This is a genomic window from Rhizobium sp. RU36D, from assembly GCF_900176345.1.
Lineage (GTDB): Bacteria > Pseudomonadota > Alphaproteobacteria > Rhizobiales > Rhizobiaceae > Allorhizobium.
On sequence record NZ_FWXU01000010.1, the window covers coordinates 80,126 to 104,061 of the forward strand.

20 protein-coding genes are annotated in these 23,936 nt (G+C 62.4%); 10 read left to right on the plus strand and 10 right to left on the minus strand.

Translation table 11 applies throughout. The annotated features are described in order from the left end of the window. Window positions 1-165: 165 nt before the first annotated feature. Together B9A97_RS14395 and B9A97_RS14400 are read left to right on the plus strand one after the other, a co-directional pair. The gene (locus tag B9A97_RS14395; protein ID WP_084366044.1) at window positions 166-945 is read left to right on the plus strand and encodes a TlyA family RNA methyltransferase; all 780 of its coding nucleotides are present in this window, start codon (window positions 166-168) and stop codon (window positions 943-945) included. Next, window positions 942-2,192, plus strand: coding sequence for a class I SAM-dependent RNA methyltransferase (locus B9A97_RS14400; protein ID WP_084366045.1), 1,251 nt, complete (start codon window positions 942-944; stop codon window positions 2,190-2,192). Before B9A97_RS14395 ends, B9A97_RS14400 begins: the two co-directional genes overlap by 4 nt. A 38-nt stretch (window positions 2,193-2,230) precedes the next feature. Here B9A97_RS14400 and B9A97_RS14405 read toward each other — a convergent pair whose 3' ends face one another. The 4 genes from B9A97_RS14405 to B9A97_RS14420 form a co-directional block, all read right to left on the minus strand. Next, window positions 2,231-4,327, minus strand: a complete 2,097-nt coding sequence (locus B9A97_RS14405; RefSeq protein WP_084366046.1) for a methyl-accepting chemotaxis protein McpU — start codon at window positions 4,325-4,327, stop codon at window positions 2,231-2,233. Window positions 4,328-4,529: 202 nt separating this feature from the next. Next, on the minus strand, window positions 4,530-4,805 hold the full coding sequence (locus tag B9A97_RS14410; RefSeq protein WP_084366047.1) for a hypothetical protein: 276 nt from the start codon (window positions 4,803-4,805) through the stop codon (window positions 4,530-4,532). A 92-nt stretch (window positions 4,806-4,897) separates the two neighbouring features. Further along, the gene (locus B9A97_RS14415; RefSeq protein WP_084366048.1) at window positions 4,898-5,659 is read right to left on the minus strand and encodes a crotonase/enoyl-CoA hydratase family protein; all 762 of its coding nucleotides are present in this window, start codon (window positions 5,657-5,659) and stop codon (window positions 4,898-4,900) included. 313 nt (window positions 5,660-5,972) lie between these two features. Further along, window positions 5,973-7,748, minus strand: a complete 1,776-nt coding sequence (locus tag B9A97_RS14420; protein ID WP_084366049.1) for an acyl-CoA dehydrogenase — start codon at window positions 7,746-7,748, stop codon at window positions 5,973-5,975. Window positions 7,749-7,999: 251 nt separating this feature from the next. On the opposite strand from B9A97_RS14420, the gene B9A97_RS14425 reads away from it, so the two are divergent. Then, entirely contained in the window at window positions 8,000-9,910 is a 1,911-nt protein-coding gene (locus tag B9A97_RS14425; protein WP_084366050.1) for a PhoX family protein, read from the plus strand. 333 nt (window positions 9,911-10,243) lie between these two features. Here the strand turns inward: B9A97_RS14425 and B9A97_RS14430 are convergent, their stop codons facing one another. Further along, entirely contained in the window at window positions 10,244-10,810 is a 567-nt protein-coding gene (locus B9A97_RS14430; protein ID WP_084366051.1) for a DUF6101 family protein, read from the minus strand. Between the two features lie 284 nt (window positions 10,811-11,094). Here B9A97_RS14430 and B9A97_RS14435 point away from each other — a divergent pair, with 284 nt between their 5' ends. The 4 genes from B9A97_RS14435 to modC all read left to right on the plus strand — a co-directional run bounded on the left by B9A97_RS14435 (window position 11,095) and on the right by modC (window position 16,691). Further along, window positions 11,095-14,001 carry a DUF1217 domain-containing protein gene (locus tag B9A97_RS14435; RefSeq protein ID WP_084366052.1) on the plus strand — a complete coding sequence of 969 codons (2,907 nt, stop codon included), beginning with the start codon at window positions 11,095-11,097 and terminating at the stop codon, window positions 13,999-14,001. A gap of 105 nt (window positions 14,002-14,106) precedes the next feature. Beyond that, the gene (gene modA / locus B9A97_RS14440) at window positions 14,107-14,895 is read left to right on the plus strand and encodes a molybdate ABC transporter substrate-binding protein (protein WP_084366053.1); all 789 of its coding nucleotides are present in this window, start codon (window positions 14,107-14,109) and stop codon (window positions 14,893-14,895) included. A gap of 12 nt (window positions 14,896-14,907) precedes the next feature. Further along, window positions 14,908-15,600, plus strand: coding sequence for a molybdate ABC transporter permease subunit (modB, locus tag B9A97_RS14445; RefSeq protein ID WP_084366054.1), 693 nt, complete (start codon window positions 14,908-14,910; stop codon window positions 15,598-15,600). Next, window positions 15,597-16,691 (plus strand): molybdenum ABC transporter ATP-binding protein, encoded by a 1,095-nt coding sequence (gene modC / locus B9A97_RS14450; protein WP_084366055.1) that lies wholly within the window; start codon window positions 15,597-15,599, stop codon window positions 16,689-16,691. The genes modB and modC overlap by 4 nt, the downstream gene beginning before the upstream one ends. Here modC and B9A97_RS29395 read toward each other — a convergent pair. Next, on the minus strand, window positions 16,676-17,026 hold the full coding sequence (locus B9A97_RS29395; RefSeq protein ID WP_143530464.1) for a hypothetical protein: 351 nt from the start codon (window positions 17,024-17,026) through the stop codon (window positions 16,676-16,678). The genes modC and B9A97_RS29395 overlap by 16 nt on opposite strands. A gap of 212 nt (window positions 17,027-17,238) precedes the next feature. On the opposite strand from B9A97_RS29395, the gene blaOXA reads away from it, so the two are divergent. After that, entirely contained in the window at window positions 17,239-18,057 is an 819-nt protein-coding gene (blaOXA, locus tag B9A97_RS14460; RefSeq protein ID WP_084366057.1) for a class D beta-lactamase, read from the plus strand. A 268-nt stretch (window positions 18,058-18,325) separates the two neighbouring features. Here the strand turns inward: blaOXA and B9A97_RS14470 are convergent, their stop codons facing one another. From B9A97_RS14470 to B9A97_RS14480, 3 genes are all read right to left on the minus strand, one after another. Then, complete coding sequence (locus B9A97_RS14470) at window positions 18,326-18,682, minus strand: winged helix-turn-helix domain-containing protein (RefSeq protein WP_244564232.1); 357 nt, start codon at window positions 18,680-18,682, stop codon at window positions 18,326-18,328. Window positions 18,683-18,817: 135 nt separating this feature from the next. After that, window positions 18,818-20,245, minus strand: coding sequence for an FAD-binding oxidoreductase (locus B9A97_RS14475; RefSeq protein ID WP_084366135.1), 1,428 nt, complete (start codon window positions 20,243-20,245; stop codon window positions 18,818-18,820). Between the two features lie 38 nt (window positions 20,246-20,283). Beyond that, the gene (locus B9A97_RS14480; protein ID WP_084366136.1) at window positions 20,284-21,258 is read right to left on the minus strand and encodes an L-threonylcarbamoyladenylate synthase; all 975 of its coding nucleotides are present in this window, start codon (window positions 21,256-21,258) and stop codon (window positions 20,284-20,286) included. 224 nt (window positions 21,259-21,482) lie between these two features. Here B9A97_RS14480 and B9A97_RS14485 point away from each other — a divergent pair, with 224 nt between their 5' ends. Further along, window positions 21,483-22,556: a GGDEF domain-containing protein gene (locus B9A97_RS14485; protein WP_084366059.1), complete on the plus strand. Its 1,074-nt coding sequence runs from the start codon at window positions 21,483-21,485 to the stop codon at window positions 22,554-22,556. A 6-nt stretch (window positions 22,557-22,562) separates the two neighbouring features. On the opposite strand, the gene B9A97_RS14490 is transcribed toward B9A97_RS14485, so the two are convergent. After that, complete coding sequence (locus tag B9A97_RS14490) at window positions 22,563-23,210, minus strand: DUF6656 family protein (RefSeq protein ID WP_084366060.1); 648 nt, start codon at window positions 23,208-23,210, stop codon at window positions 22,563-22,565. 329 nt (window positions 23,211-23,539) lie between these two features. Between B9A97_RS14490 and B9A97_RS14495 the strand changes: the two genes are divergently transcribed. Continuing rightward, complete coding sequence (locus B9A97_RS14495; RefSeq protein WP_244564233.1) at window positions 23,540-23,923, plus strand: BA14K family protein; 384 nt, start codon at window positions 23,540-23,542, stop codon at window positions 23,921-23,923. Window positions 23,924-23,936: the final 13 nt, after the last annotated feature.

A 23,936-nucleotide genomic window follows, 5' to 3' on the forward strand; every position in this document is an offset into this window, starting at 1 on the left:
AAACAAATCAAGGCACCCTTGAATAATCAGCATAATATCGATTCGGATTAATAAGTGCCTAAAGCCTAATATTTTAAACAACTAACCAACCTCACAGACGCGTGATCGCGACCGGTGGCCAACAAAATGCTTGCATCGCAGCGCCTGGACCGCCATTGACAGGCCATGTCAAATCCCATTGAAAACCAGCGCCTGGACCAGCTTCTGGTCGCCCTTGATCTTTTTGCCAGCCGCTCGCGGGCGCGCGATGCCGTGCAGCGTGGCACCGTGCGCGTGGACGGGCGGGTGGTGACCAAGCCGAGCCTGACCTTTCCCGCCAATGTGACCATCGAAATCGACGATCCCGCACAGGATTACGTCTCCCGGGCCGCGCTGAAGCTGGTGGCGGGCCTCGACCATTTCGGCCTTGATCCTGAAGGTCGCGACTGCATCGATATCGGCGCCTCGACAGGCGGATTTACCGAAGTGCTGCTGAAGCGCGGCGCGGCCTCGGTCATCTCGATCGACGTCGGACATGGCCAGTTTCATCCGAGGCTGGACGCCGATCCGCGGGTGACCAATATCGAGGGGCTGAACGCCCGCTATCTGGAGCCCGAGGATATCGACGACAGGTCTTTTGACTTCGTCGTTTCCGACGTCTCGTTCATCTCGCTGAAACTGGCAATCGCGCCGGCGCTCGAGATGGCCGAGCGGGGCGCTCATTGCCTGCTGCTGGTCAAGCCGCAATTCGAGGCTGGGCGCGATGCGATCAGCAAGGCGGGGCTGCTGAAGGAGCCGGAAACAGCGCCGGCCGTGGCCGCCGAACTGGAGCGCTGGCTGACGGAAGAAATGGGCTGGACGAGCCTCGGGCTCATCCCCTCGCCGATCGCCGGCGGCGACGGCAACGAGGAATTCCTGCTGGCCGGCGTGAAACCGGACGACGATGCCGAGGGGGATGAGGCATGAGCGCGCTCACTGTCACGATCCAGGGTCTCGGTGCGGCCGGCGATGGCCTGGTGCATGGAGCGGATGGCCCGCTTTATGTGCCTTTCGCGCTGCCGGGCGAGACGGTTTCCGTCGCGCGCGTCAAGGACCGCGGCACCATTATGTCGATGAGCACCATCTCGCCGGAGCGGGTGACCCCGCGCTGCCGCCATTTCGGCCCCGAGGGGAAGGGCGGCACCTGCGGCGGCTGCTCGCTGCAGCATATGTCGGCGCCGCTATACAACGATTTCAAGCGAAACCTGGTGATTTCGGCGCTTAAATCCAAGGGCATCGACGCGGATGTCGCTCCGCTCGTCACCGCCAGCCCCGGCGAGCGCCGGCGGGTGGTGCTGGCGGCGCGACGGACTGAGAAGGAATTGCTGCTCGGCTTCAATCAGGCCGAAAGCCATCACATCGTGCCGATCGAGGAATGTCCCATCGCCTCGCCCGGCATCGTTGCGAGGCTTGAGGCCATCCGCCAGATCGGCAGCGCTATCAGCGCCAGTGCCGATCCGTTCCGCATGACAGTGCTGGAAACGCTGACGGGGCTCGACATAGCGATTGATGGGGTGAAGGCGGCGGACAAGCAGCGGCGTGCGGTGACGGAGACCGTGCTGGCGCTGCGCGGCATTGCCCGCGTCTCGCTCAACGGCGAAATCATCATCGAACCGCAGAAGCCGCTGCTCGATTTCGGCGGCATCAAGGTGGTCATTCCACCAGGCGCCTTTACCCAGGCAACGCTCGCGGCCGAGGAGGCCATGGCAACGCTGGCGTCGGCCCATATCGGCAAGGCCAAGCGCGTGGCGGACCTGTTTGCCGGCTCCGGTAGCTTCTCGCTGCGGTTGGCGCGATCGGCCCAGGTCCATGCCGTCGAGTTCGAGGACAAGGCAGTCAAGGCTCTGGACCATGCGGCGCGCCATGCCCAGGGGCTGAAGCCCGTTAGCATTGAGCGCCGGGACCTGTTCCGCCGCCCGCTGATGGCGCAGGAGATGAAGACCTTCGATGCCGTCGTTTTCGACCCGCCACGCGCCGGGGCCGAAGCGCAGTGCCACGAGCTGGCGAAATCCGCCGTCAAGAAGATCGTCGCCGTCAGCTGCAATCCGCTGACGCTTGCCCGCGATCTCGCCATCCTGATCTCAGGCGGCTACAAGCTGAAGAGTGTCACACCGATCGACCAGTTTCTCTGGTCGCCGCATGTCGAAGCGGTCGCGACGCTGGTCAAGCGCTGACTGACACGCACTGAGCACTCTGCCCTTGAGGGGCAGGCTCACGCCGCTCGGCGCTGTCCTGAGCCGGAGCCTCCCTTGGTGGATTGGTGGTCAATCTGGAATTGCTCCAGCAGCGCCGTCAGCGCTGCCGCTTCGGAAGCCAAGCCATGGCTCGCGGCGGTTTGCTCTTCAACCATCGCGGCGTTTTGCTGGGTGCCCTGATCCATGGTGTTAACGGCGGTATTGATCTCCTGAAGACCCGTGGATTGTTCATGGCTTGCGGTGACGATCGCATTCACATGCCCGTTGATCTCCTGCACATCGCGAACGATCACAGCGAGTGCCTTGCCGGTCTGATTGACAAGATCGACGCCGGCCCGCACCTGCTCTCCGGACTTGTGGATCAGCCCCTTGATTTCTTTGGCAGCCTGAGCGGACCGCTGCGCAAGCTCGCGAACTTCCTGCGCGACGACGGCAAATCCCTTGCCTGCCTCACCCGCGCGGGCTGCTTCGACGCCGGCATTGAGCGCCAGCAAGTTCGTCTGGAACGCGATCTCGTCGATCACGCCAATGATGCTGGAGATTTCGGCTGCGGAGCTTTCGATGCCCTGCATGGCACCGACCGCACGCTGAACGATATCGCCGGAATCTTCGGCGCCACCGCGCGCTCTGGACACCAGCTGACCCACTTCTTCCGCACGACGCGCACTATCCTTCACAGTCGTCGTGATCTCTTCCAGAGCCGCGGCGGTCTGCTCGACGGATGCCGCCTGCTGCTCCGTACGGCGAGCAAGATTATCAGCGGATGACCGGATCTCCGCAGCGCCGCCATCTATGGCCTTGGCGTTGCGTCCAATAGTGGCCAAGGCGTCGTGAAGTTTGGCAACGGAGTTGTTAAAGTCGATGCGAAGACGATCGAGATCGCCTGAAAACGGGGTGGAAATCTGCTGCAACAGGTCGCCATCAGACAAGCGCTGAAGGCCATCGGCGAGTGCGTGGATCGCAAAAGCGACCTGTTCAGCCTCAGCCGCTTTCAGAGCTTCGCGCTCGCGACGCTCCTGCTCCGACAGGGAACGATTCTCGTCGGCCTCCCGGGCGAGCCGGCCGCGTTCGATGATATTGTCACGGAAAACCGCAACCGCCGCCGCCATTTCTCCGATCTCATCCGTGCGCGCTGTACCGGGGATCTCGGCAGACACGTCTCCCCTGGCGAGCTTGCCCATCACGCCGGTCATCTGCGTGACGGGCGCCACGACAAGTCGGGACAGCAGCGCTGCAAGGATGGCAATCATGGCAATCACGCCGATGATGGTGGCAACGGCGGCAGCGGTGCGGAATGTGCCGACGCCCGCATAGGCGAGATCGCGATCAATCTGAACGCCCAGATACCAGTCCTGGCGCGGCAGGCCCTTGATCGGCAGGAAGGACACCAGGACGTGCTTGTCAGCAAAGCTCGTTTCCGCAATTCCGGCACCGATGGTCGGCGTCGCGTTAGGGAACACGTCCTTCAGCGTCTTCGTGACCATGGCGGAGTCATGGTGGACAAGTATCGTGCCATCCTGCTTGACCAGGAAAGCAGATCCTTTACCGCCCATATCGACCGAGTTGACCATATCGACCAGCGACTTCAACGAAAAGTCGGAGGCGGCGACGCCGTAAAGCTTGCCGTCTTTCTTCACGGGAATTGCGGCGCTGATGATCAGGTTTCCGGTGGAGGCGTCGGCGTAAGGATCTGTCAGAACCAGCTTATCCGCTTTGACAGCATCCTGGTACCACGGGCGCTTGCGCGGATCATAACCTTCCGGCAGCGGCTGCACAGGAACGCTGGTGAAGACACCCTGCTCATCACCGACATAGGTCGACATGAACTCACGGATCAGTACAGGGTTGTCGAAAGCCGCCGATATGGCGGCCGCGTCTGGGGCCTTGGCAGCCGCGTTACCGGCCAGTTCCGTCAGCATGACGCGAGCACCGAGCCAGTTGGCTATGCTCTGGGATGCCTGAAGACCGGAGCTGTCGATTTCGCTCTTCACGGCTGCGCTCGTGGCCTTGCGTTGCAGGCTGTCGATATAAATGGAAAAACCGGAGAGTGCCGCCACCACAACGAGCGAGGCTACCACCAGAATCTTAGTCATCAGATTAGCACGAGCACCCATGCTTGAACCCCACAAGCTCATGGAAGACAGTCGTTGCGACCGCTTTTGGTTTAAGGCTTAAGGATACGATTGGCGGGCCGGCGCGCTTGGTGCCCACGCGAGTGTATCCGCGTAAGCGATTTATCACATCCGAACATAAAGATTATCTTAATTAGAATTCGAGAAATATCCGCCGCAGCTCTGTCTTGAGGACGGTTTTTGATCAATAGGCGATGAGCCGACCGCCGCCGGTCTGGTTGGAGCAGCGACAGCGCTCGCCGACGCGACCGGCGCTCTGGGGGCAGCCGCCGCCATTGTCCAACTGGCAGTAATAGCGGGTGCGCCGCTCCCGCGACTGCGTGGAGCCCTGCTGGCCGGAGCGGATGATCACATCACCGGATTGTGCCAGTTCCATCGCGCCGGGCCAGCGGGACTGGTTCTCGGCCGAAAAGGCCGCCTGCGGCAGCACCAGAACCAAGGCCAATACGATCTTCAGCATGTGGCGTCTCTCCTGATGTGATGGGCAGGCCCTGGGCCCTGTGGCAATACTACCTAACCCGAAACATCCGCGGGTCAAAGCAGCTACCGATATCAGCCTTTCCCCTTCATGAAGGCCTGGAAGGCGGCCATGGCTTCGGCGCTTTTCAGCTGGGCGACAAAGTGTTTCAGCTCCTCGTCCATGCGTGCGAGAAGTGCACTGCGGTCGCCGCGCACGAGATTGCGCGCGATCCGCATCGCTTCCGGCGGTTTGGCGGCGAGCGATGCGGCGAGTTTGAGGGTTTCCGCCTCGACCTCGGCCGCCGCAACGACCTTCCAGATCAGTCCCGCTTGCCGCGCCTGCTCGGCAGAAAAACCTTCGCTGGCGGCGAGCAGGGCGAAGGCCCGCTGGTGGCCCATCATGGCAGGGGCGAGCAGGCTGGATCCGGCCTCCGGCACTAGCGCCAGGTCGACGAAGGGGGTCTTGAACAGGCTGCGATCGGAGGCAATCGTCATGTCGCAATGCATGTGGATGGTCGTGCCGATACCGATCGCCAGGCCATCGACGCCGGAGACGACGGGCTTCGTGGCGCCGGCCAGCGCCTTCAGGAAGCCGAAGGCGGCCGGTTCACCCACAGCGCCGGCCATGGCAAAGCCCAGGAAATCGGCCATGTCATTGCCGGCGGAGAAACAGCCTTCGGTGCCCAGGAAGGCGATGGTGCGGATCGCTGCGTCACCTTCTGCCTGTGCCAGGCCTTCCGTCATGCGCTGGTACATGGCCTGGGTGATGGCATTTTTCTTTTCCGGCCGGTTGAAGCGGATCACCAGCACGCCGGGATAGGCTTCGGGACGTTCAATCAGGATGTGGTCGGTCATGGGTCGTTTTCCCGTTTGCATCTTTGCCTCTTGATGGGAATTATGTCCCTCTCTGCCCTGCCGGGCATCTCCCCCACAAGGGGGGAGAAGACTCGTGGTGGCCGCTCGCTCAACTAGCTCAACATCGTCGGCTGGTATCGCGAGCTGAGCCTCCGAATAAGCACCTAACCTCAGCAAAAAAACGATGGCTTAATCGAACCTATCCCTCAAACGCTGGGATCGAGCGGTTTCGGCTGGGTCTTCTCCCCCCTTGTGGGGGAGATGCCCGGCAGGGCAGAGAGGGTCTTTTTCACCCGCACCGCCCGCGCAGACCTCAAACCAAAATCGCCCGTGCCGCGGTCAGGCTGGCCTCGCCGTTGATCACGCGGTCCTTAAGTGCCGAGGTTTCGGCGATCAGGTTTTCGGCGGTAAAGTGGCAGAGCGCGATGCGATTTTCGACGCCGGGCTCATCCACGAGCGCGCCCTTTGCGAGATAGCAGCCGGTCAGCACGAGACCGAACAGGCGCTGGTAGGGCGTGGCGCCAGCCAGCGCGGCGGCGGTATTGCCGGCGGCGAGCTGCGCCAGCATCCAGCCGGTGGCCTCTTCGAGATCGGCAAGACTTGCCGCCAGCCGGTCCGCCGTCTCGCCGAAGCCGGGGCGATTGGAGACCTTGACGGAGGCTGTGATATCCATCAGTTCGGCGATAAAGCCCTTGACGTGCCGACCCTCTGACAGCGGCAGCTTGCGGGTGACGAGGTCGATGGCCTGGATGCCATTGGTGCCCTCATAGATCGGGGCAATGCGGGCATCGCGCAGATAGCGGGCGGCGCCGGTTTCCTCGATGAAGCCCATGCCGCCATGAACCTGAATGCCCAGCGACGCGACCTCGACGCCGGCATCGGTGGCAAAGCTCTTGGCGATCGGGGTGAGCAGCGCGGCGCGCTCCGCCCAATGGGCGGCGTCCGGGCCGTCGGCGTGATGTGCCATGTCGGTGGCATGGGCGCAGGTGTAGCAGATGGCGCGGGACCCTTGCGTCAGCGCCTTCATCGTGACCAGCGTGCGCGCCACGTCAGGATGCTCGATGATCGGCGACATGCCCTGCCCGGTCCAGCCCGGCGCCTTGCCCTGGGTGCGGTCCTTTGCATATTGGATCGCCTTCTGGGTGGCCGCCTCGCAGATGGCGACGCCCTGCATGCCGACGGCCAGGCGGGCATTGTTCATCATGGTGAACATGCAGGCGAGGCCCTTGTTTTCCTCACCGATCAGATAGCCGATGGCGCCGGGCTCCGAGCCAAACTTGCCGTCACCATAGATCATGGTGCAGGTGGGCGAGCCGTGGATGCCGAGCTTGTGCTCAAGGGAATGGCAATGCAGATCGTTGCGGGCGCCGATCGTGCCGTCATCACCAACAAGATATTTCGGCACCAGGAACAGCGAGATGCCGCGCGTGCCTGCCGGCGCGTCGGGCAGCCGTGCCAGAACGAGATGGATGATGTTGTCGGTGACTTCGTGCTCACCCCAGGTGATGTAGATCTTCTGGCCGAAAATCCTGTAGGTGCCGTCTTCACGGCGCTCGGCGCGGCTCTTCATGACGCCGAGATCGGAGCCCGCGTGAGGTTCTGTCAGGTTCATGGTGGCCATCCATTCGCCCGAGACCATCTTGTGCAGGAATTTCTGCTTCAACGCGTCGCTGCCATGGGCGGCCAGCGCATCGACCGCACCCATGGTCAGCGTCGGACCGAGGGCGAAGGCCATGGAGCCTGAATTCCACATTTCGAGCGCGGCGACGTTGAGCATATGCGGCAGGCCCTGCCCGCCAAATTCCTCCGACGCCGTCAGCGAGTTCCAGCCGCCTTCCGACCAATGCCGGTAGAGATCCGCCCAGCCATCGGGCACCTGAACCTTTCCATCGATCAGCCGCGCGCCCTGCTTGTCACCGATTTCGCCAAGCGGCGCCACTTCATCGGTGGCAAATCGGCCGGCTTCTGTCAGAATGGCATCGACGAGATCGTCGCTGAGATCACCAAGCTTGCCCTGGTCAAGCGCGGGGCCTAGACCTGCGACATGCTTCAGGGTGAAGGCGATTTCGTCAACGGGCGCGGTGTACATGGCTGTTCCTCCTCAGGCGCTGCACCATCCGAAGCCGCCACCCCGGCAACGGATCAAGGCCAATTCTGGCTAATTGATTTTTACGTAAACGTCAAACTTTTTTCTTTCGCCGGTCCGGCTCGTGGGGACAAGGTTGGCGTTGACCGGCGACTGTCATAGACGTGTGATTTAAGGGCCTTACCGTCGATTTCGAGGCATTCCAATATTCAATTTCCGGAATGTTCCCTTGATATCAACGGTGGAGAGAAACCATGACCAATATCGACACAAGCCGCCTGTCTGCGGACGAGTGGGACGAGCTGCAGAACCCGCCGCCGGAAGTTACCGATTTCGACCGCGTGGTCGAAAGCGCCGTTTCCCGCCGTGGCTTTCTCGGCGGCCTGCTGGCCTTCGGTTCGGCCGCCGCCGCCATGGGCACGCTCGGCAACCTCATGAGTTCGACCTCGGCCCAGGCGCAGGAAGCCGCGTCGCGCTTCTCGTTCAAGCCGATCCCGATTGCGACCGACAACACCATCCATGTGCCGGAAGGCTATAGCTGGAAACCGCTTGCCAAATGGGGCCAGCCGCTGTTCCCAGGCGTGCCGGATCTCGACCCGGTCAAGGGCGTATCGGTCGAAAATTCCGACAAGGTCTTCGGCGAAAACACCGACGGCATGGAATTGTTCGTCATCGGCGACCGCCAGGTGATCGCCGTGAACCACGAATATGTGAACAATGAAACCAATCTGCCGCATGCGCCCAAGGGCATGCCGCAATCCCTGGATGACGTGAAGATCCTGCAGCACATGCAGGGCGTGACGGTCATGGAAGTGGCCGAAGGCGCAGACGGTTGGGAGATCGTGATCGACAGCCCGCTGAACCGCCGTATCCACCACAACACGCCGATGAAGCTTTCCGGTCCCGCCGCCGGTTCCGACCTCGTCAAGACGGCCGCCGATCCCAATGGTGTCGACTGTCTCGGGACCTTCAACAATTGCGGCGCCGGCAAGACGCCGTGGGGCACGTATCTGACCTGCGAGGAAAACTTCAACGGCTACTTCGGCTCGACCAATGCCGAGTTCAAGATGCCTGCCGACTACAAGCGCTACGGCATCGTCGCCGAGACGCGCTATGGCTATGAAAAGTTCGACGAGCGCTTCGACGTTTCCAAGAACCCCAACGAGCCGCGCCGTGCCGGATATGTCGTCGAAATCGATCCGTCGGATGCCTCCTCGACGCCAATCAAGCGCACCGCACTTGGCCGCATCAAGCATGAAAATGCCGCCGTGGTTATCGCCCGCGATGGTCGCGTGGTTGTCTATATGGGCGACGACGAGCGTGGCGAGTTCCTCTACAAATATGTCTCCAACGGCATCTACGTTCCGGGCGGCGACACGTCCAGGCTGCTCGACGAGGGCACGCTCTACGTCGCCAAGTTCTCCGACGACGGCAATGGCGAATGGCTGGCGCTGACGGAGGCAAGCACGGGCATGAAGATGGACGAGATCTGCGTCTTCACCCGCCAGGCCGCGTCCAAGGTCGGCGCAACCACCATGGACCGTCCGGAATGGGTGGCGATCAACCCGATCGCCATCGAAGCCTATTGCGCGCTCACCAACAATTCGAACCGCGCCGTCACGAAGGACGGCAAGATGCGGACGAATGCCGGCGGCGACGTGATGGATGTCAATGCCGTCAACCCGCGTGCCGGCAATGAATACGGCCAGATCGTGCGCTGGTATCCTGCCAATGACGACCATGCCGACGGCAAGTTCACCTGGGACCTGTTCGTCATGGCCGGCAACCCGACCGTACACAAGGACGCCTATGCCGGTTCGGCGAACATCAACGAAGGCAATATGTTCAACTCGCCCGACGGCATGATGTTCGATTCCACCGGCCTTCTGTGGATCCAGACCGATGGCGAGGACACCAATGAGGGCAATTTCCTCGGTCAGGGCAACAACCAGATGCTGGCAGGCGATCCGGCCACCGGCCGTATCGAGCGCTTCCTGACCGCGCCCAAGGGTGCGGAAGTCACCGGCCAGACCTGGTCGGCCGACAAGCGCACGCATTTCGTCGGCATCCAGCACCCCGATGCCCCCTTCCCGGACGGCGAAGGCAAGCTGCCGCGTTCGACGGTTGTCGCCGTCAAGCGCAACGACAACGCCATGATCGGCTGAGCCGTAATACGGTGTGACGCCTGACAACAATGAAGGCTCGGTGCTCGCGCGCCGGGCCTTCAGCTTGCTGACAAACTGTCACTCCAGATCTTTCGACGTTGGTTTTGACCGAAAACCTCGCCGTCATCCCGGCCTCCGAGCCGGGATCCAGCGCAATCAAGTCCTTGATTGCGAATGACTCTTTTCACGGCGCAGACGCGCCGTGGCTGGATTCCGGCCTTCGCCGGAATGACGGCTGAAAAGGGTCTGGCAGAAACCTTGTCATAAAACAGAAGGCCCGGTGCATGCGCACCGGGCCTTCTGCCTGTGTCTTTTTGGAGCGCGGTGTGCCGTTTAGCTACGTGCGATGATTTCCTTGCCGGAAATCTTCATGGTTACGCCGAGGCTGCCGGTGGTGCGGCGCACCAGAAAGCGCGGGCGGCGGGCGGCGAAATAGGAATGGCGGCGCCGGGGCTGCGACTTGCGGACACGAACGTCGCCAATATGATCCTCCAAAGGCCGGGCGATGCCGTCGGCTTCGACCATCAGCATGGGAATGCCATAGGCATCCGACCAGCCGCGCCAATCCGCGGCGATGTCGCAGAGGTCATGGGCAACCAAGAGCGGGATGCAGAGGTCCGGATCCTCGTGATGCAGCTCAAGCGTCACCGTCACTTCGCCATCACCGTGGTCAATGGCGCGTGCGGCAACGCCCTTGAAGGCGCGGGCCGGAAGGGCAAAGGACAGCGGAAGACCGCTGGAGGGGAGGATCTTGCGCAGGACGGCGCCACGTTCGTCGATGGTTATCGTCACATCGCCATTGGTCTCACGCAATGCGTAGGTGACCTGCTGGGGAAAGCGCGCGGGGTCCAGTCGCAATGTCGATCCGGCCCATGTCGGCTTCAAAACCATGTTCGTCATAAGTCTGCTACCCTTGTTTTACCTGAGAGCCGTTTTCCGGTCTTCTCCTCGGGACTTTGCGTCCTCTGAGGCTCAAGATACCCGCGCCCCCTTCGCCGGAGCTTAAAAATCGCGGTTAAAAAAACTTTGCGTGGGCAAATGGTTAGCGAATTGGCGCCCGACAGGGTTGCGTTTTGGTGAATGCATGCCCGCCGATCTGTGCCGGCGCGCCACAGGTAAAAGCCACGGACAAGGCTCGCGCGCTATGGAGGCCCTGTAATCGGCAACCTGTGCGGGGTAGAAAAATGGTATCGACCTATCTGAGCTATGACCTGGTGACGCGGGACATCAAGCAGGCCACGACGCGCATTGCCTCGACGGTGCAGGTCAAGCGGGAAGCGGAATATTACGAGGAAAACATCAAGAAGGTCACGGATCTCGACGACTTTCTCGACGACTACCGGCTCTATTCCTATGCGATGAAGGCCCATGGCCTTGAGGACATGATCTATGCCAAGGCCTTCATGAAGAAGGTGCTGGAAAGCGATCTGACCGACGAGAACAGCTATGCCAACAAGCTGACGGACGAGCGCTACCGCAACTTCGCCGCCGCCTTTACCTTCACCTCGGCCACCAAGATCCCGCAGACCGAAGCCCAGACGGACGAGTTGATCGGGCTCTACACGGCCCGTATCGAAGACCTGGACGAGACGATCAGCCAGGATACCGCCTATTACAAGGCTATGATGACCAAGGTGACGAGCGCGGACCAGTTCCTGGCCGATCCGCGGCTGCGCAACTACTTCTTCACCGCCTTCCAGATCGACGAGAAGACCTATGACCGCACGCTGATCCGCGGCCTGCTGACCAGCAATCTTTCCGACCCCACCAGCTATTTCAACACCGAGATCCTGCCGAAGGTCATCGACGCCACGGCCGTGATCCAGGGCAATACGCCGACGCTGAACGCGATCAACAACCGCGCTGCCGCAATCACCGCCAAGGCGAACCTGCAGACCACCTATGACAGCATTGTCACCGCCCGCGCCAGCATTGCCACCAAGCAGACGGAAATGACAGCGCCCGGCGCCGATACCGTCAAGCTGCAAGGCGAGATCGACGCGCTGAACCGGCAGATCGAAGATAGCTTCACCAGCGTCGTGACCAGCAAAATTTCCCATTGGACGGCCGAGATCGCCAAGCTGACGGAGCAGAAGTCCGAACCGGGCGCCGACGTCACAGCCCTCCAGGCGCAGATCGATGCAATGCAGGCCAATGTTACCACCTGGACGGCCGACCGGACCACGCGCAACTCGATTGCCACCAAGTGGAGCGAGGTCGCCACACTGGAGGCCTCCAAGACCGCAGTGGGCGCCGATGTGGTTGCCATCCAGGCGCAGATCGACACGCTGAAGGCGGACATCACCACCGCCACCGGCACGCTCCAGCCGCTCGACCTGGCCGATATCACCGCCCATATGAACGAAAAGCAGGCGCTGATCGACGGCTACAACGCGATACTGCCGCCTGTTGGCGCTGAAACGGATGCGCTGAAGGCCTCGATCACGGCGACGGACGGCAAGGCCGCCAATTATCTGGCAGCCGCCGCCAAATACGAGCAGATCGTTGCCGCCTTCGATTTCAACGGCGATGGCAGCGTGCCGGCAAGCGGGCCGATGACCGCGTCCAACCTGGCTTCCATCACGACGGACTTTGTGTTCCGCCAGGAACGCACTACACGCGCCGGCGCCCTGCTGAACGACGAATACTATAAGTCCAAGATCGGCACGATCACCAAGGTATCGGAGCTTCTGGCCGATGCCCGCATGGTCGAATATGTGAAGGCCGCCTTCGGCCTGACCAGCGGCGCGATCGTCAGTTCGACGCTGGAATTCGCGCTGACCAGCGATCCGGATGATCCGGCCAGCTATCTCAACACACAATACAAGGGCCGTGCCTACTATCCGAACCTGGTCGCCTTCGCCCGCGCGTTCAACTTCGATGCCGATGGCAACCTGCCCTCGGGAACGCCGGCGCAGACCGCCGAGCAGATCGCGGCGACATCGGGCGGATACTTCACCGGCTACAATGACAAGGCCGACGAAGCAGACGAAAAGGCGATCGCGGCCTATAAGAGCGCGATGAAGGCGTTCAATTCGGAAGGCAGCAAGATCACGACGATCGATGAACTGCTGGCGAACAAGAGCGTCTATGAATTTGCGATGAAGGCCGTGGGACTGGACCCGGACGAGGTCTCCAAGCTCACCATGAAAAACGTGCTGAAGAGCAATCTCGACGATCCCAAGAGCTTTGCCAACCGGCAGAAAGACGATCGCTATATCGAATTCGCCAGGCTGTTCAACTTCGACAGCAATGGTGACCTGAGCTGGCCGGCGATGGCACAGGACGAGGCGACGCTGAAGGACTTTGCCGCCGACTACATCGTGCAAAAGACCCGATTCCTCAAGGACGAGGAAAAGACCGCCGCCAAGAAGAAGGCCGAGACAGAATCGGAATACTACCAGGACAAGATCGCGACGCTGAAGACCAGGGACGAGTTCCTGAAGGATCGGCGGCTGGTGGACTTCGTGCTGGTCGCCCGTGGTATCGATCCCGCCACCGTCACCGACGACTACATGAAGCAGATCTTCATCTCGGATCTGTCCAACCAAGAGAGCTTCGCCAATACGGAGAAGGATACGCGGTTTGCGCAGATCGCCGCCTCGTTCAACTTCGATGCCAGCGGCAAGGTGGTGCGGGCCTCCACCGAGGGCATCCAGTCCAATGGCGAGATCAAGGAAACCATGGACCTGTTCCTGCGCCAGACGCTGGAAACCAACGAAGGCGAGGCCAATGCCGGTGTGCGCCTGGCGCTCTACTTCGAGCGCATGGCATCGGGCATCACCTCGGCCTATGACATCCTCGGCGATACCGCCCTGCTCGAGTTCTTCCGCACGACCTATAGCCTGCCGCAGGAACTCAGCAACATGGACATCGACATGCAGGCCAAGATTGTCGAGAAGAACCTGACGCTGGCCGACCTCGCCGATCCCGACAAGCTGGAGAAGCTCATCCGCCGCTTCACCATCATGTATGACCTGGCCAACGACACCAGCGTTTCACCCGCCCTGTCCGTGCTGTCAGGAAGCGGCAGCGTCGGCATCAGCGCCGACCTGATGCTGTCGATTTCGCAGCTGCGGGCCGGCGGCTGACGGGCGCGCCCAAACTCCGAGATTGCGGCCCGGCGGAACTTGCCGGGCCGTTTTTTTTGGTCTATCGATATATCCGTTGAGATATATCGATTTCGGGAGGCCGTTGTGAATTTCCACGCCATCAAACACTTTGCCCGCCACGCGCTGATCCTCGGTGCCCTTGCGCTGGCGCCCCTGCCGGCGGCTGCCGAAAACCTGACGGTGTTTGCCGCCGCGAGCCTGAAGGACGTGCTGGGCTCGATTGCCGGGGAATGGAAGGCCGCTGGCCATGGCGAGGTTACGCTCTCCTTTGCCGGCAGTTCGGCACTGGCCAAGCAGATCGAGCAGGGCGCGCCGGCGGACATCTTCCTTTCCGCCGACCTGCAATGGATGGATTACATCGAGAAGGCCGGGCTGCTGGCAGACGGCACGCGCGTCAACCTGCTGGGCAATTCCATCGTGCTGATTGCGCCGAAGGACAGCACCACGGAACTCAAGATCGCCGACGGTTTTGCGCTGGTCGATGTGCTGGGCAATGAAAAGCTTGCCATGGCCAATACCGATGCCGTGCCGGCAGGCGTCTATGGCAAGGCGGCGCTGACCAGCCTCGGGGTCTGGGACAAGGTGAAGGACAAGGTGGCGCAGGCGGAAAATGTGCGGGCGGCGCTGCTCTTGGTTTCCCGCGCCGAGGCGCCGCTGGGGATCGTCTACGAGACCGATGCCAAGGCCGATCCCTCGGTGAAAATCCTAGACCGGTTCCCCGAATCCAGCCATCCGCCGATCGTCTATCCCGGCGCCGTGCTGAAGGAATCCAAGAGCGCGGAAGCGAAGGAGTTCCTGGCCTTCCTGAGCGGGCCGAAGGCGGTCGAGATTTTCAAGGCCGCCGGCTTCACGCCGCTTGCCGCCACCAACTGAGGCCGCAACGCCTTGGGCCTGTCCGATGAAGAAATGACGGCCATGCTGCTGACCCTCAAGGTCGCCAGCGTGGCCGTTCTCTGTTCGCTGCCGCTGGCCGTGGCGGTCGCCTATCTCTTGTCGCGCGGGCGTTTTCCCGGCAAGGCGCTGCTGGACGGTTTCGTGCATCTGCCGCTGATCATGCCGCCCGTTGTGACCGGCTACCTGCTGCTTTTGACCTTCGGCCGGCGCGGGGCGGTCGGCAGCTTTCTCGACGAATGGTTCGGCATCGTCTTCTCGTTCCGCTGGACCGGGGCGGCGCTGGCAGCTGCCGTCATGGGCTTTCCGCTGATGGTGCGCGCTATCAGGCTGTCGCTTGATGGTGTCGATCGCGGCCTTGAGGCCGCCGCCTCGACGCTGGGCGCCAATCCTCTCTGGACCTTCCTCACCGTGACCCTGCCGCTGATCCTGCCGGGCATTGCCGCCGGCATGGTGCTGGCCTTTGCCAAGGCCATGGGCGAGTTTGGCGCGACCATCACCTTCGTCTCCAACATCCCCGGTGAGACCCAGACGCTGGCCGCGGCGATCTATACCTATACCCAGGTGCCCGGCGGCGAGGCCGGCGCTTTCAGGCTGACGGTGATTTCCATTGTCATCTCGCTCGGGGCGCTGATCGCGTCCGAACTGATTTCACGCCGTCTATCTGCACGGATGCTTGCCGCATGAGCCTCAGCCTCGACATCGCCCATGATCTGCCGAGCTTCGAACTGCGCGCCGATCTCGATATCGGGCCGGGCTTGACTGCGCTGTTCGGTCCCTCGGGGTCAGGCAAGACGACGCTGATCAATCTCGTGGCGGGGCTTATCCGCCCTGACCGGGGCAGCATCCTGTTCGATGGCGAGGTCTGGGCCACTGTCGATGGTGGCGTGTTCGTGCCGCCGCACCGCCGGCGCATCGGCTATGTGTTTCAGGACGGCCGGCTGTTTCCGCATATGAGCGTGGCCGGCAATCTGCGCTATGGCCAGCGCTTTGCCCCGCGCGGCGAAAAGCCCGACAGCTTTACCCGCGTGGTCGACCTGCTCGGCCTTGGCCCCCTGCTCGATCGCCGACCGGCAAAACTCTCCGGCGGGGAAAAGCAGCGCGTGGCGCTCGGTCGGGCACTTCTGGCAAGCCCGCGACTGCTATTAATGGACGAGCCGCTGTCGGCGCTCGACAATAGCCTCAAGTCCGCCATCCTGCCCTATATCGAGCGCATTCGCGACGAGGCCGATGTGCCGATCCTCTATGTCAGCCATTCCATCGAGGAAGTGTCGCGGCTCGCGACGCGGGTGATCTCGGTGCAGGGCGGAAAGGTGGAGGCGCTCGGCGCGCCCGACGCGCTGCTGCAGAGCCTGCCGGCCATCGACGGCCTGAACCGCGCCGGCAGCTTTTTGCATGCCCGCGTGACCGGGCAGAACAAGGCGGATGGGTTGACGATGGCTGCGTGCCGCGCCGGCCAGGTATATCTGCGCCATCAGGACCTGCCTGTTGGGGCCGAGATCCGCGTCTTCGTACCCTCAGGCGATATCATCGTCGCCACCGAACCCGTCGGCGCCGTCTCGACCCTCAACCGCCTCAGCGGCAAGGTCGTCTTGATGGAGCAAACCGGCGCCGGCACCATGCTCCACGTTGATTGCGCCGGCGATCTCCTTACCGCCGAAGTCACCCGCCGCTCGGCCGAGATGCTGGGGCTGGCGCAAGGCCGGGAGGTGGTGCTGCTGTTCAAGGCGCTGTCGGTGGGGGCGGATAGTGTGTTGCATCGTCACCTCAGATCTTGAGATGCCTCGCCAACAGGGCTTGCGTTGCGGAAAATAGCCACAAATGTAATTTCAGGTTGAGACATTCCTCTTTTAAAGGATTGCTCTGCATGCGCTTGGCAGCCATCTCCCTTATGTTGGTGTTCTTCCTCGGAGGTTGCAGCCGATTTATTGCGCCCCTGCTGCTTGAGGGCTCTGCATCCAACGGGAAGCAGTCGATTAGCGTATTGGGAGTGCGGGAGTTTAACGTTTGGCTCACCTTGACGTCGAGCGATGGCCTGATCTGCAAGGCTGTTGTCGATCAGCGCGATAAAGAATACCGCCCGGGGAAGGTCATCTGCAATGATGGCAGCCATGGTCTCATGGCGCTGCTGTGGAAGGACGGAGTGGCGACGGCATAGTTTCTGTTAAAGGTGTCAATTATCGCTTCACTGTGAAGGAAGTCCCCCAAGGACTCCGTCGCTGGTAAAGCGGCATCGCTGGATCGAGGAGTTCCGTCTCAGTTTTGTACGTTTCCCCAGTCATCTGACCCCGCGGAAAATCAAAAACTGATGGAGTTGCAAAAGCAATGCTTAATGAACACCTCTCAGCCGGACTCCTTCTGACTGTCATCGCTTGCTTCACCGCCTCCACCGTCCAGGCCCGCACCATCTGCACGATCATCGCCGATGCCACGGACGGTCGGCCTGTGCTGGAACATGGCGATTGCGCGACGCGCGTGACGCCGGCCTCGACGTTCAAGATCCCGCTTGCGGTGATGGGTTTTGATGCTGGGGTGCTGAAGGATGCGCATGCCCCTCGCCTGCCCTTCAAAAAGGGCTATGCCAACTGGGGTGGGGAGGAATGGCGGCAGCCGACCGATCCTGAGCGCTGGCTCAAATATTCGGTCGTCTGGTATTCGCAGCATATTGCCCGCGATCTGGGCGCTGATGGTCTGACGCGCTACGGCAAGGGGTTCGGCTACGGCAATGCCGATTTTTCCGGCGATCCGGGCAAGAACAACGGACTGGAGCGCTCCTGGATCAGCTCGTCGCTGAAGATCTCGCCTGTGGAGCAGGTGGCCTTCCTGCGCCGGTTGGTGAATGGCGAACTGCCGGTGAAGCCAGACGCGGTGGAGAAGACCCGCGCGGTGGTGGAACGCTTCGATGCCGGCGGTGGCTGGGTGCTGCAGGGCAAGACCGGCTCCGCCTTTCCGCGCAAGGCAGACGGCAATCTCGACCGCGCCGCCGGCTGGGGCTGGTTCGTCGGTTGGGCAGAAAAAGACGGCAGGCGCTATGTCTTCGCGCGGCTTGATCAGGATGAGAAGCGGGAAACGGTTTCGGGCGGACTGCGGGCGCGGGACGCGGTGTTGAAGGAGTGGGGTGGGTTGATTGGTGGGGTGCGGTAGGGCGCGCCGGACTGGGCTGCTTCTACCGGAAGATAATGGGGGCAGTACTCGGCATACCCCCCTCTGCCCTGCCGGGCATCTCCCCCTCAAGGCGGGAGATCGACTCGTCGTACCCGCTCGCTTCGAAGCGTAGGTCCTCGACAGCCACTAGGAGGCGAACGGCCGGCCGTTCTGCCGATCTCCCCCCTTGAGGGGGAGATGGCTGGCAAGCCAGAGGGGGGTATACCGAGCACGACGCTGCGGGATATAGAAGGTTTCTAGCCCCACCCTACTCCTCCGCCACTGCCCCCTCCCCGCTGAAATCCGCCGCTGCGGCCGCTTCCAGCCACTCAAGATCCGCGCTTACCGCCTTCAGGCTCTCCGCCTCCATCTTGCGGCAGCGCGCCAGCAACGTCTCCCCAAAGTCGGTCAAGCCCGCCCCGCCGCCGCTTTTGCCGCCGTGGCGGGTGAAAATCGAGGGTTCGCGGAACATGCGGTTGATCTCGTCGGCCAGCAGCCACGCCCGGCGGTAGGACATGCCAAGCCCCGCACCCGCCGCGCGGATCGAGCCGTGTTCGGCAATGCCGGCCAGAAGCTGCGCCTTGCCGGGACCGAGCCGGGCGCCGTTGGTGAGGTCGATGCGCAGGGTGACACGCGTTGGCTTGGCGGTCGGCCTTGCCGCCCCGCTGACGGCCTGCTCATCGGCTGTTCCGGCGGCTCTGCTGCTCGCCAGCCGATCTGGGTGTTTGCCAGCGCCTTGGTCGCCCGCCTTGCCCATCCCTTAGCCGATCACCTTGCCGGGGTTGAGGATGCCTGCGGGGTCGAAGGCCTGCTTGATGCGGTTCATCAGCTCGGTTTCGATGGCGGGCCGGGTGGCGATCAACTCGTCGCGCTTCAACTGACCCACCCCATGCTCGGCCGAGATCGAGCCGCCATGGGCCTTGACGATGGCGTGCACGATGGCATTGACCTCGCGCCACCGGGCGATGAAGGCGGCCTTGTCGGCGCCGACGGGCTGGCTGATGTTGTAGTGGATATTGCCGTCGCCCAGATGGCCGAAGGCGCAGATGCGGGCACCCGGCACCGCGGCCATGACCGCCGCATCGGCCTCGTGCATGAAGGCCGGCACGCGCGACACCGGCACCGAGACGTCGTGTTTGATCGAACCGCCCTCCGGCTTCTGCGCATCCGACATGCTCTCGCGCATGTGCCAGATCGCTTTCTGTTGGGCGACGGAGGAAGCGATCACGGCATTTTCGATCAATCCGGCCTCGAAACCCTGTTCCAGCAGCGCCGCGACCATGGTTTCAGCCGTTTCGGCGGAATCTGACGTGGAGATGTCAATCAGCGCATACCAGGGGTGGACGGTGTCCAGCGGATCGCGCACGCCGGGCATATGGCGGGTGGTGAATTCGATGCCGATGCGCGGCATCAATTCGAAGCCGGTCAGCGCCGTGCCGCACAGCGTAGAGGCCTTGTCGAACAAGGCCAACGCGTCTTCCGTCGATTTCAGCCCGGCAAAGGCCACCTGGTGGCCGAGCGGACGCGGAAACAGCTTCAGCACCGCCCCGGTGATGACACCGAGCGTGCCTTCAGAGCCGATGAACAGGTCGCGCAGGTCGTAACCGCTATTGTCCTTCTTCAGGCGTCGCAGCCCATCCCAGACTTCGCCTGTCGGCAGGACCACTTCAAGCCCCAGGCAGAGCTGACGCATATTGCCATAGGCCAGAACCGCCGTACCACCGGCATTGGTGGCGAGATTGCCGCCGATGCGGCAGGAGCCTTCAGAGCCGAGCGACAGCGGGAACATGCGCTCCACAGCGTCTGCCGCCTTGTGCACATCCGCCAGCACGCAGCCGCCATCGACCACCATGACATTGGCAACCGGATCGACTTCCCGCACCCGGTTCATGCGCTCCAGCGACAGCACAATATCGCGCCCGCCATCGCGCGGCACATGGCCGCCGACAAGCCCCGTGCGGCCGCTGGCGGGCACGACAGATGTTCCGGTCTCAGATGCAAGCTTCAGCAGGGCCGACACCTCGGCCGTGGAGCCGGGCTTCACCACCAGCGGCGTGGCACCGTGATAGAGCCCGCGGCCTTCCGTGAGATAGGGGCTGACATCGGCCTCCGCCGTCAATGCGTTCGCGGTGCCAACGATCGAGACGAACCTGTCGATCAGATCCTGCGGATAGGTGCCTGCGCTCATGTCCATTGTCCTCACCATGCCGACCATCGCGGCACCTGTCATTCCCGAGGGGCTGCGGCCCGCGCCAGCCGGTCGTTGATCGCCTCGCCAAGGCCGCGATTAGGGATCGGCACCACGGCGATGGCGCGCGCGCCGCTGGCATCGGCCTTCTTCATATAGGCAAAGAGATTGGCGGCGGCCTCTGCCAGATTGCCGCTGGGGCTCAAGTCTAGCACCCGCCGGGCAAGATGTTCTCCCTCGACCGTCGCCCGGGCAAAGGTGATCAACACCTCGTCTTCGGCAACGCTGGTGGCGCCAAGCCGGATCGGCCGGTCCGGTGCGTAATGGGAAGCCAGCATGCCGGGCGCCTCAATGGTCGCCCCGGCTTTTTGCGTGCGGATCACGGTCTTGCCGGTCGCGGCTTCCAGCGCCTCGACCGAAATGCCGCCCGGCCGCAGCAGGCGGATGCGGCCATCCTCGACCTTGACGATGGTGGATTCGACGCCGACAGGGCATTCGCCGCCATCGATGATCAGTTCGATCCGGCCCCCGAGATCACCCTCCACATGGTCGGCGCTGGTCGGGCTGATGCGGCCCGAGCTGTTGGCGCTGGGGGCGGCGAGCGGCCGGCCGAATGCGCTGATGAGACCGCCGGCGAAACCGCGCGGCACGCGGATGCCGACACTATCCAGCCCCGCCGTTGCCAGCGGATGGATGGCGCTATCGGCGCGCAGGCGCAGAATGAGGGTCAGCGGCCCGGGCCAGAAGCGCTCGGCCAGCCGTTGCGACAAGGGATCGAAGATCGCATGCCGCTCGGCCATCGCGAGATCGGCCATGTGGCAGATCAGCGGATTGAAGCGCGGGCGGCCCTTGGTTTCGTAGATCGCGGTGATCGCCGTGGGATTGGTGGCATCCGCCGCCAGCCCGTAGACCGTTTCGGTCGGGATCGCCACCGGCAGGCCGCGGCGCAGCACATCCACCGCTGCCGTGATCGCCTCCTGCGGCGCGCTGTCAATCGCTATGCGTCGTGCCATGGTCTTTCCTGGCGCCTTCATATGCGCGGCGCCCATCGTCAAAGCCTGTGCATAGCGCGTCCAGGGGCTCTCGATCAAACGGTCTTTTGCCGTTTTCGGCGGTGGACCTGAGACTTCTCGCCGAAGGATAAAGTTTTACGGATCGACGTAAGGGAATCCCAAAATGCTATGGGTTACGGTCGTCTCCGAGTGAATTTTCGTCTTCTCTCCGGGAATCGAAACCAATGCAGCCTTTGAAGAACCCTGCCTCCAGCGTTGCCCTTCGTGTCGCGACTGCCATGCACCAGATGGGCATAGACGGCCTGCCGCGCAATTACGAACTGGTCTACGAGGCCTATGCGGGCAGCAATCCCGACCTGGTCAGGGAGTTCATCGCGCTCGGCAAGGCGAAGACCCAGGAGGCACTGGATGCGCTCGGTCGCAAATACCTGCCGCACCATCATGAAGACGGGTTGCTGAGCCGCCAGAACCATCGGGTGCGGGCGGAGATGAGCAGCTTCATCTCCATGCTGAACGAGGAGAAGACCTCGCTTTCGGATTACGGCCGGCTGATTGGCGATGCCTCCAAGGTCATCCTGGCCGATGGCGAGATCGATCATGCCGAACTCGGACAATCGATCACGGCGCTGAAGCAGGCGACGGAAAAGCGCTCCACCCAGAATTCGAGCGTGGTCCGCGCCGTCGTCAACCAGACCGCAGCGTTGGCCGACCTGCAGCGCGAGACGGAGGCCGCCGACAATGCCAAGTTCATCGACCCGTTGACCGGGCTCGGCAGCCGTCGCGCCATGAACCGGGCGCTTGCCAAGATCTATGCCAATCCGGAAATGCCCGTGCTGAGCGGCCTCGCCATCGGCGAAATCGATGAATATGCGCGTATCGCCGACATGATGGGGCCGGCGGCGGCCGATCGCTTCCTCAAGCAGGCGGCAAAGGTGGTGCAGTCTGTGACCTCGGGCGACGATATCGCCTGCCGTTTCGATGCCGGTCGCTTCGGGCTGTTGTTCTACACCTCGGACGAAGGCGAAATCGTCCGCCTTGTGGATCTGGTACGCGCGCGGCTCAGGGCAACGGCGGTGGTCAATAGCGGCTCGGGCCGCACACTCGGCCAGATCGCCACGTCCTTCGGCATCTGCCTCTCGCCCCAGGCGCCCAATGCCTTCGATTTCATGAGCCATGCCGAAAAGGCGCTGGCGACCTCGAAGGCCGCCGGCGGAAATACGGTCACGGTCTATGGTGCGGCGGACCCGACCTTCGTGCCGAAGGACTGGCTGATCTACCAGCGCGAGGCACGCGGCTGACGCCTGCTATTCGGCCGCCATCAGCGTCGGATTTGCCTCGAACACCTTGGCCACGGTCTTGCGCAGTTCCGGCGTCTTGGCGCCCAGCATCAGCACGTTGCGGAAGGCCTCCTTGGGATCCTGCGTGCGGAACAACAGGCCATTCTTCCTGATGGTCCGGTCGATCAGCAGCTTCTTGTCGACCTTGTCCGTCTTGTTGGGCTGCAGCGCGACCGCGAAATACATGCGGGAATATTGCGGCCGGATGTGTTCGAAGAAATGCTCGCCATCGCCGATTTCGGCAAAGAAATTTGCGATGTAGAACGACCAGCGGACATCGGCAAACTTGGCGAAATCGGTCTTCGCCGCCGTGACGTGACAGTAGCCGAGATGCGGCCGCTCCGATAGCGTGCGGTGAAAGATGAGCTTGGGAAACCGGATGGCGCGATGGAAGCTGTTGATCCGCTTGTGGGTCGTGGCGGCGGCGGCGTCCAGCTTGCGGCCAGTGGCCTCCGCGACCTCTTCATACGAGAGATAGCGGCGCTGCTCCACCAGCCAGCGCGCGCCGTCACGGGAAATGCGCCCGGTGCGAAGAAACTCTGAGTGAAACGCCTGCGGCAAAATCTCATCCGGTTTCTTCTCGTCCCCGGCAGCATAATATCTAAGCTTCTGCATCTGTGCTGTTCAACCCCGGCAGCCGTCGGCACAACAAGCCGACGAATTGATCACATCGGAAAGATCATTGCGCACAATGGTTACGCGAGGCTTGTCGCATGCATGGGAACGTCCCGCCCCCTTTCGCGTTAATGTGAGGTTCAGGATCATTAAATTAGGGTAAAGTGTAAGGCGAGCAGGAGCGATGACAGGCTCCTTGCGGCCGATTGTTTAACGTCATGCTGCCGCCGGGCGGCTGGGGATTGGAGAGTGACATGAGCATCTTGAGGAAACACCTGCCAATGATGGCCATGGTCGTGGCCGCTGCCCTGACCAATGTGACGCCATCCATGGCCATGCCGCGCGTTGCGGTACCCGCGGCACCTGCAAGCGATGTGGTGAACGTTCAGTACTACGATGGCTATTACGGCCGCCGCCACTACCGCGACGACGGCTATTACTATCGCGGCCATCGCGGCTATCGGGAGTATCGTCCGGGCTATCGGCGCCACGACAACGGGATGTGGTTCCCGCTGGCAGCCTTTGCCGCCGGAGCGCTCATCGCAGGCGCCGTCGCTGCCCCGTCCGCACCGCGCCGCGTCTATGGCAATGGCGGCCTGAACCCGCGCCATTACGACTGGTGCCAGGGTCGCTACCGCTCCTACGACGCCTATAGCAACACCTTCCAGCCCTATAACGGGCCGCGCCAGCAATGCTACTCGCCGTTCTACTAAGCGGCGGATTGAG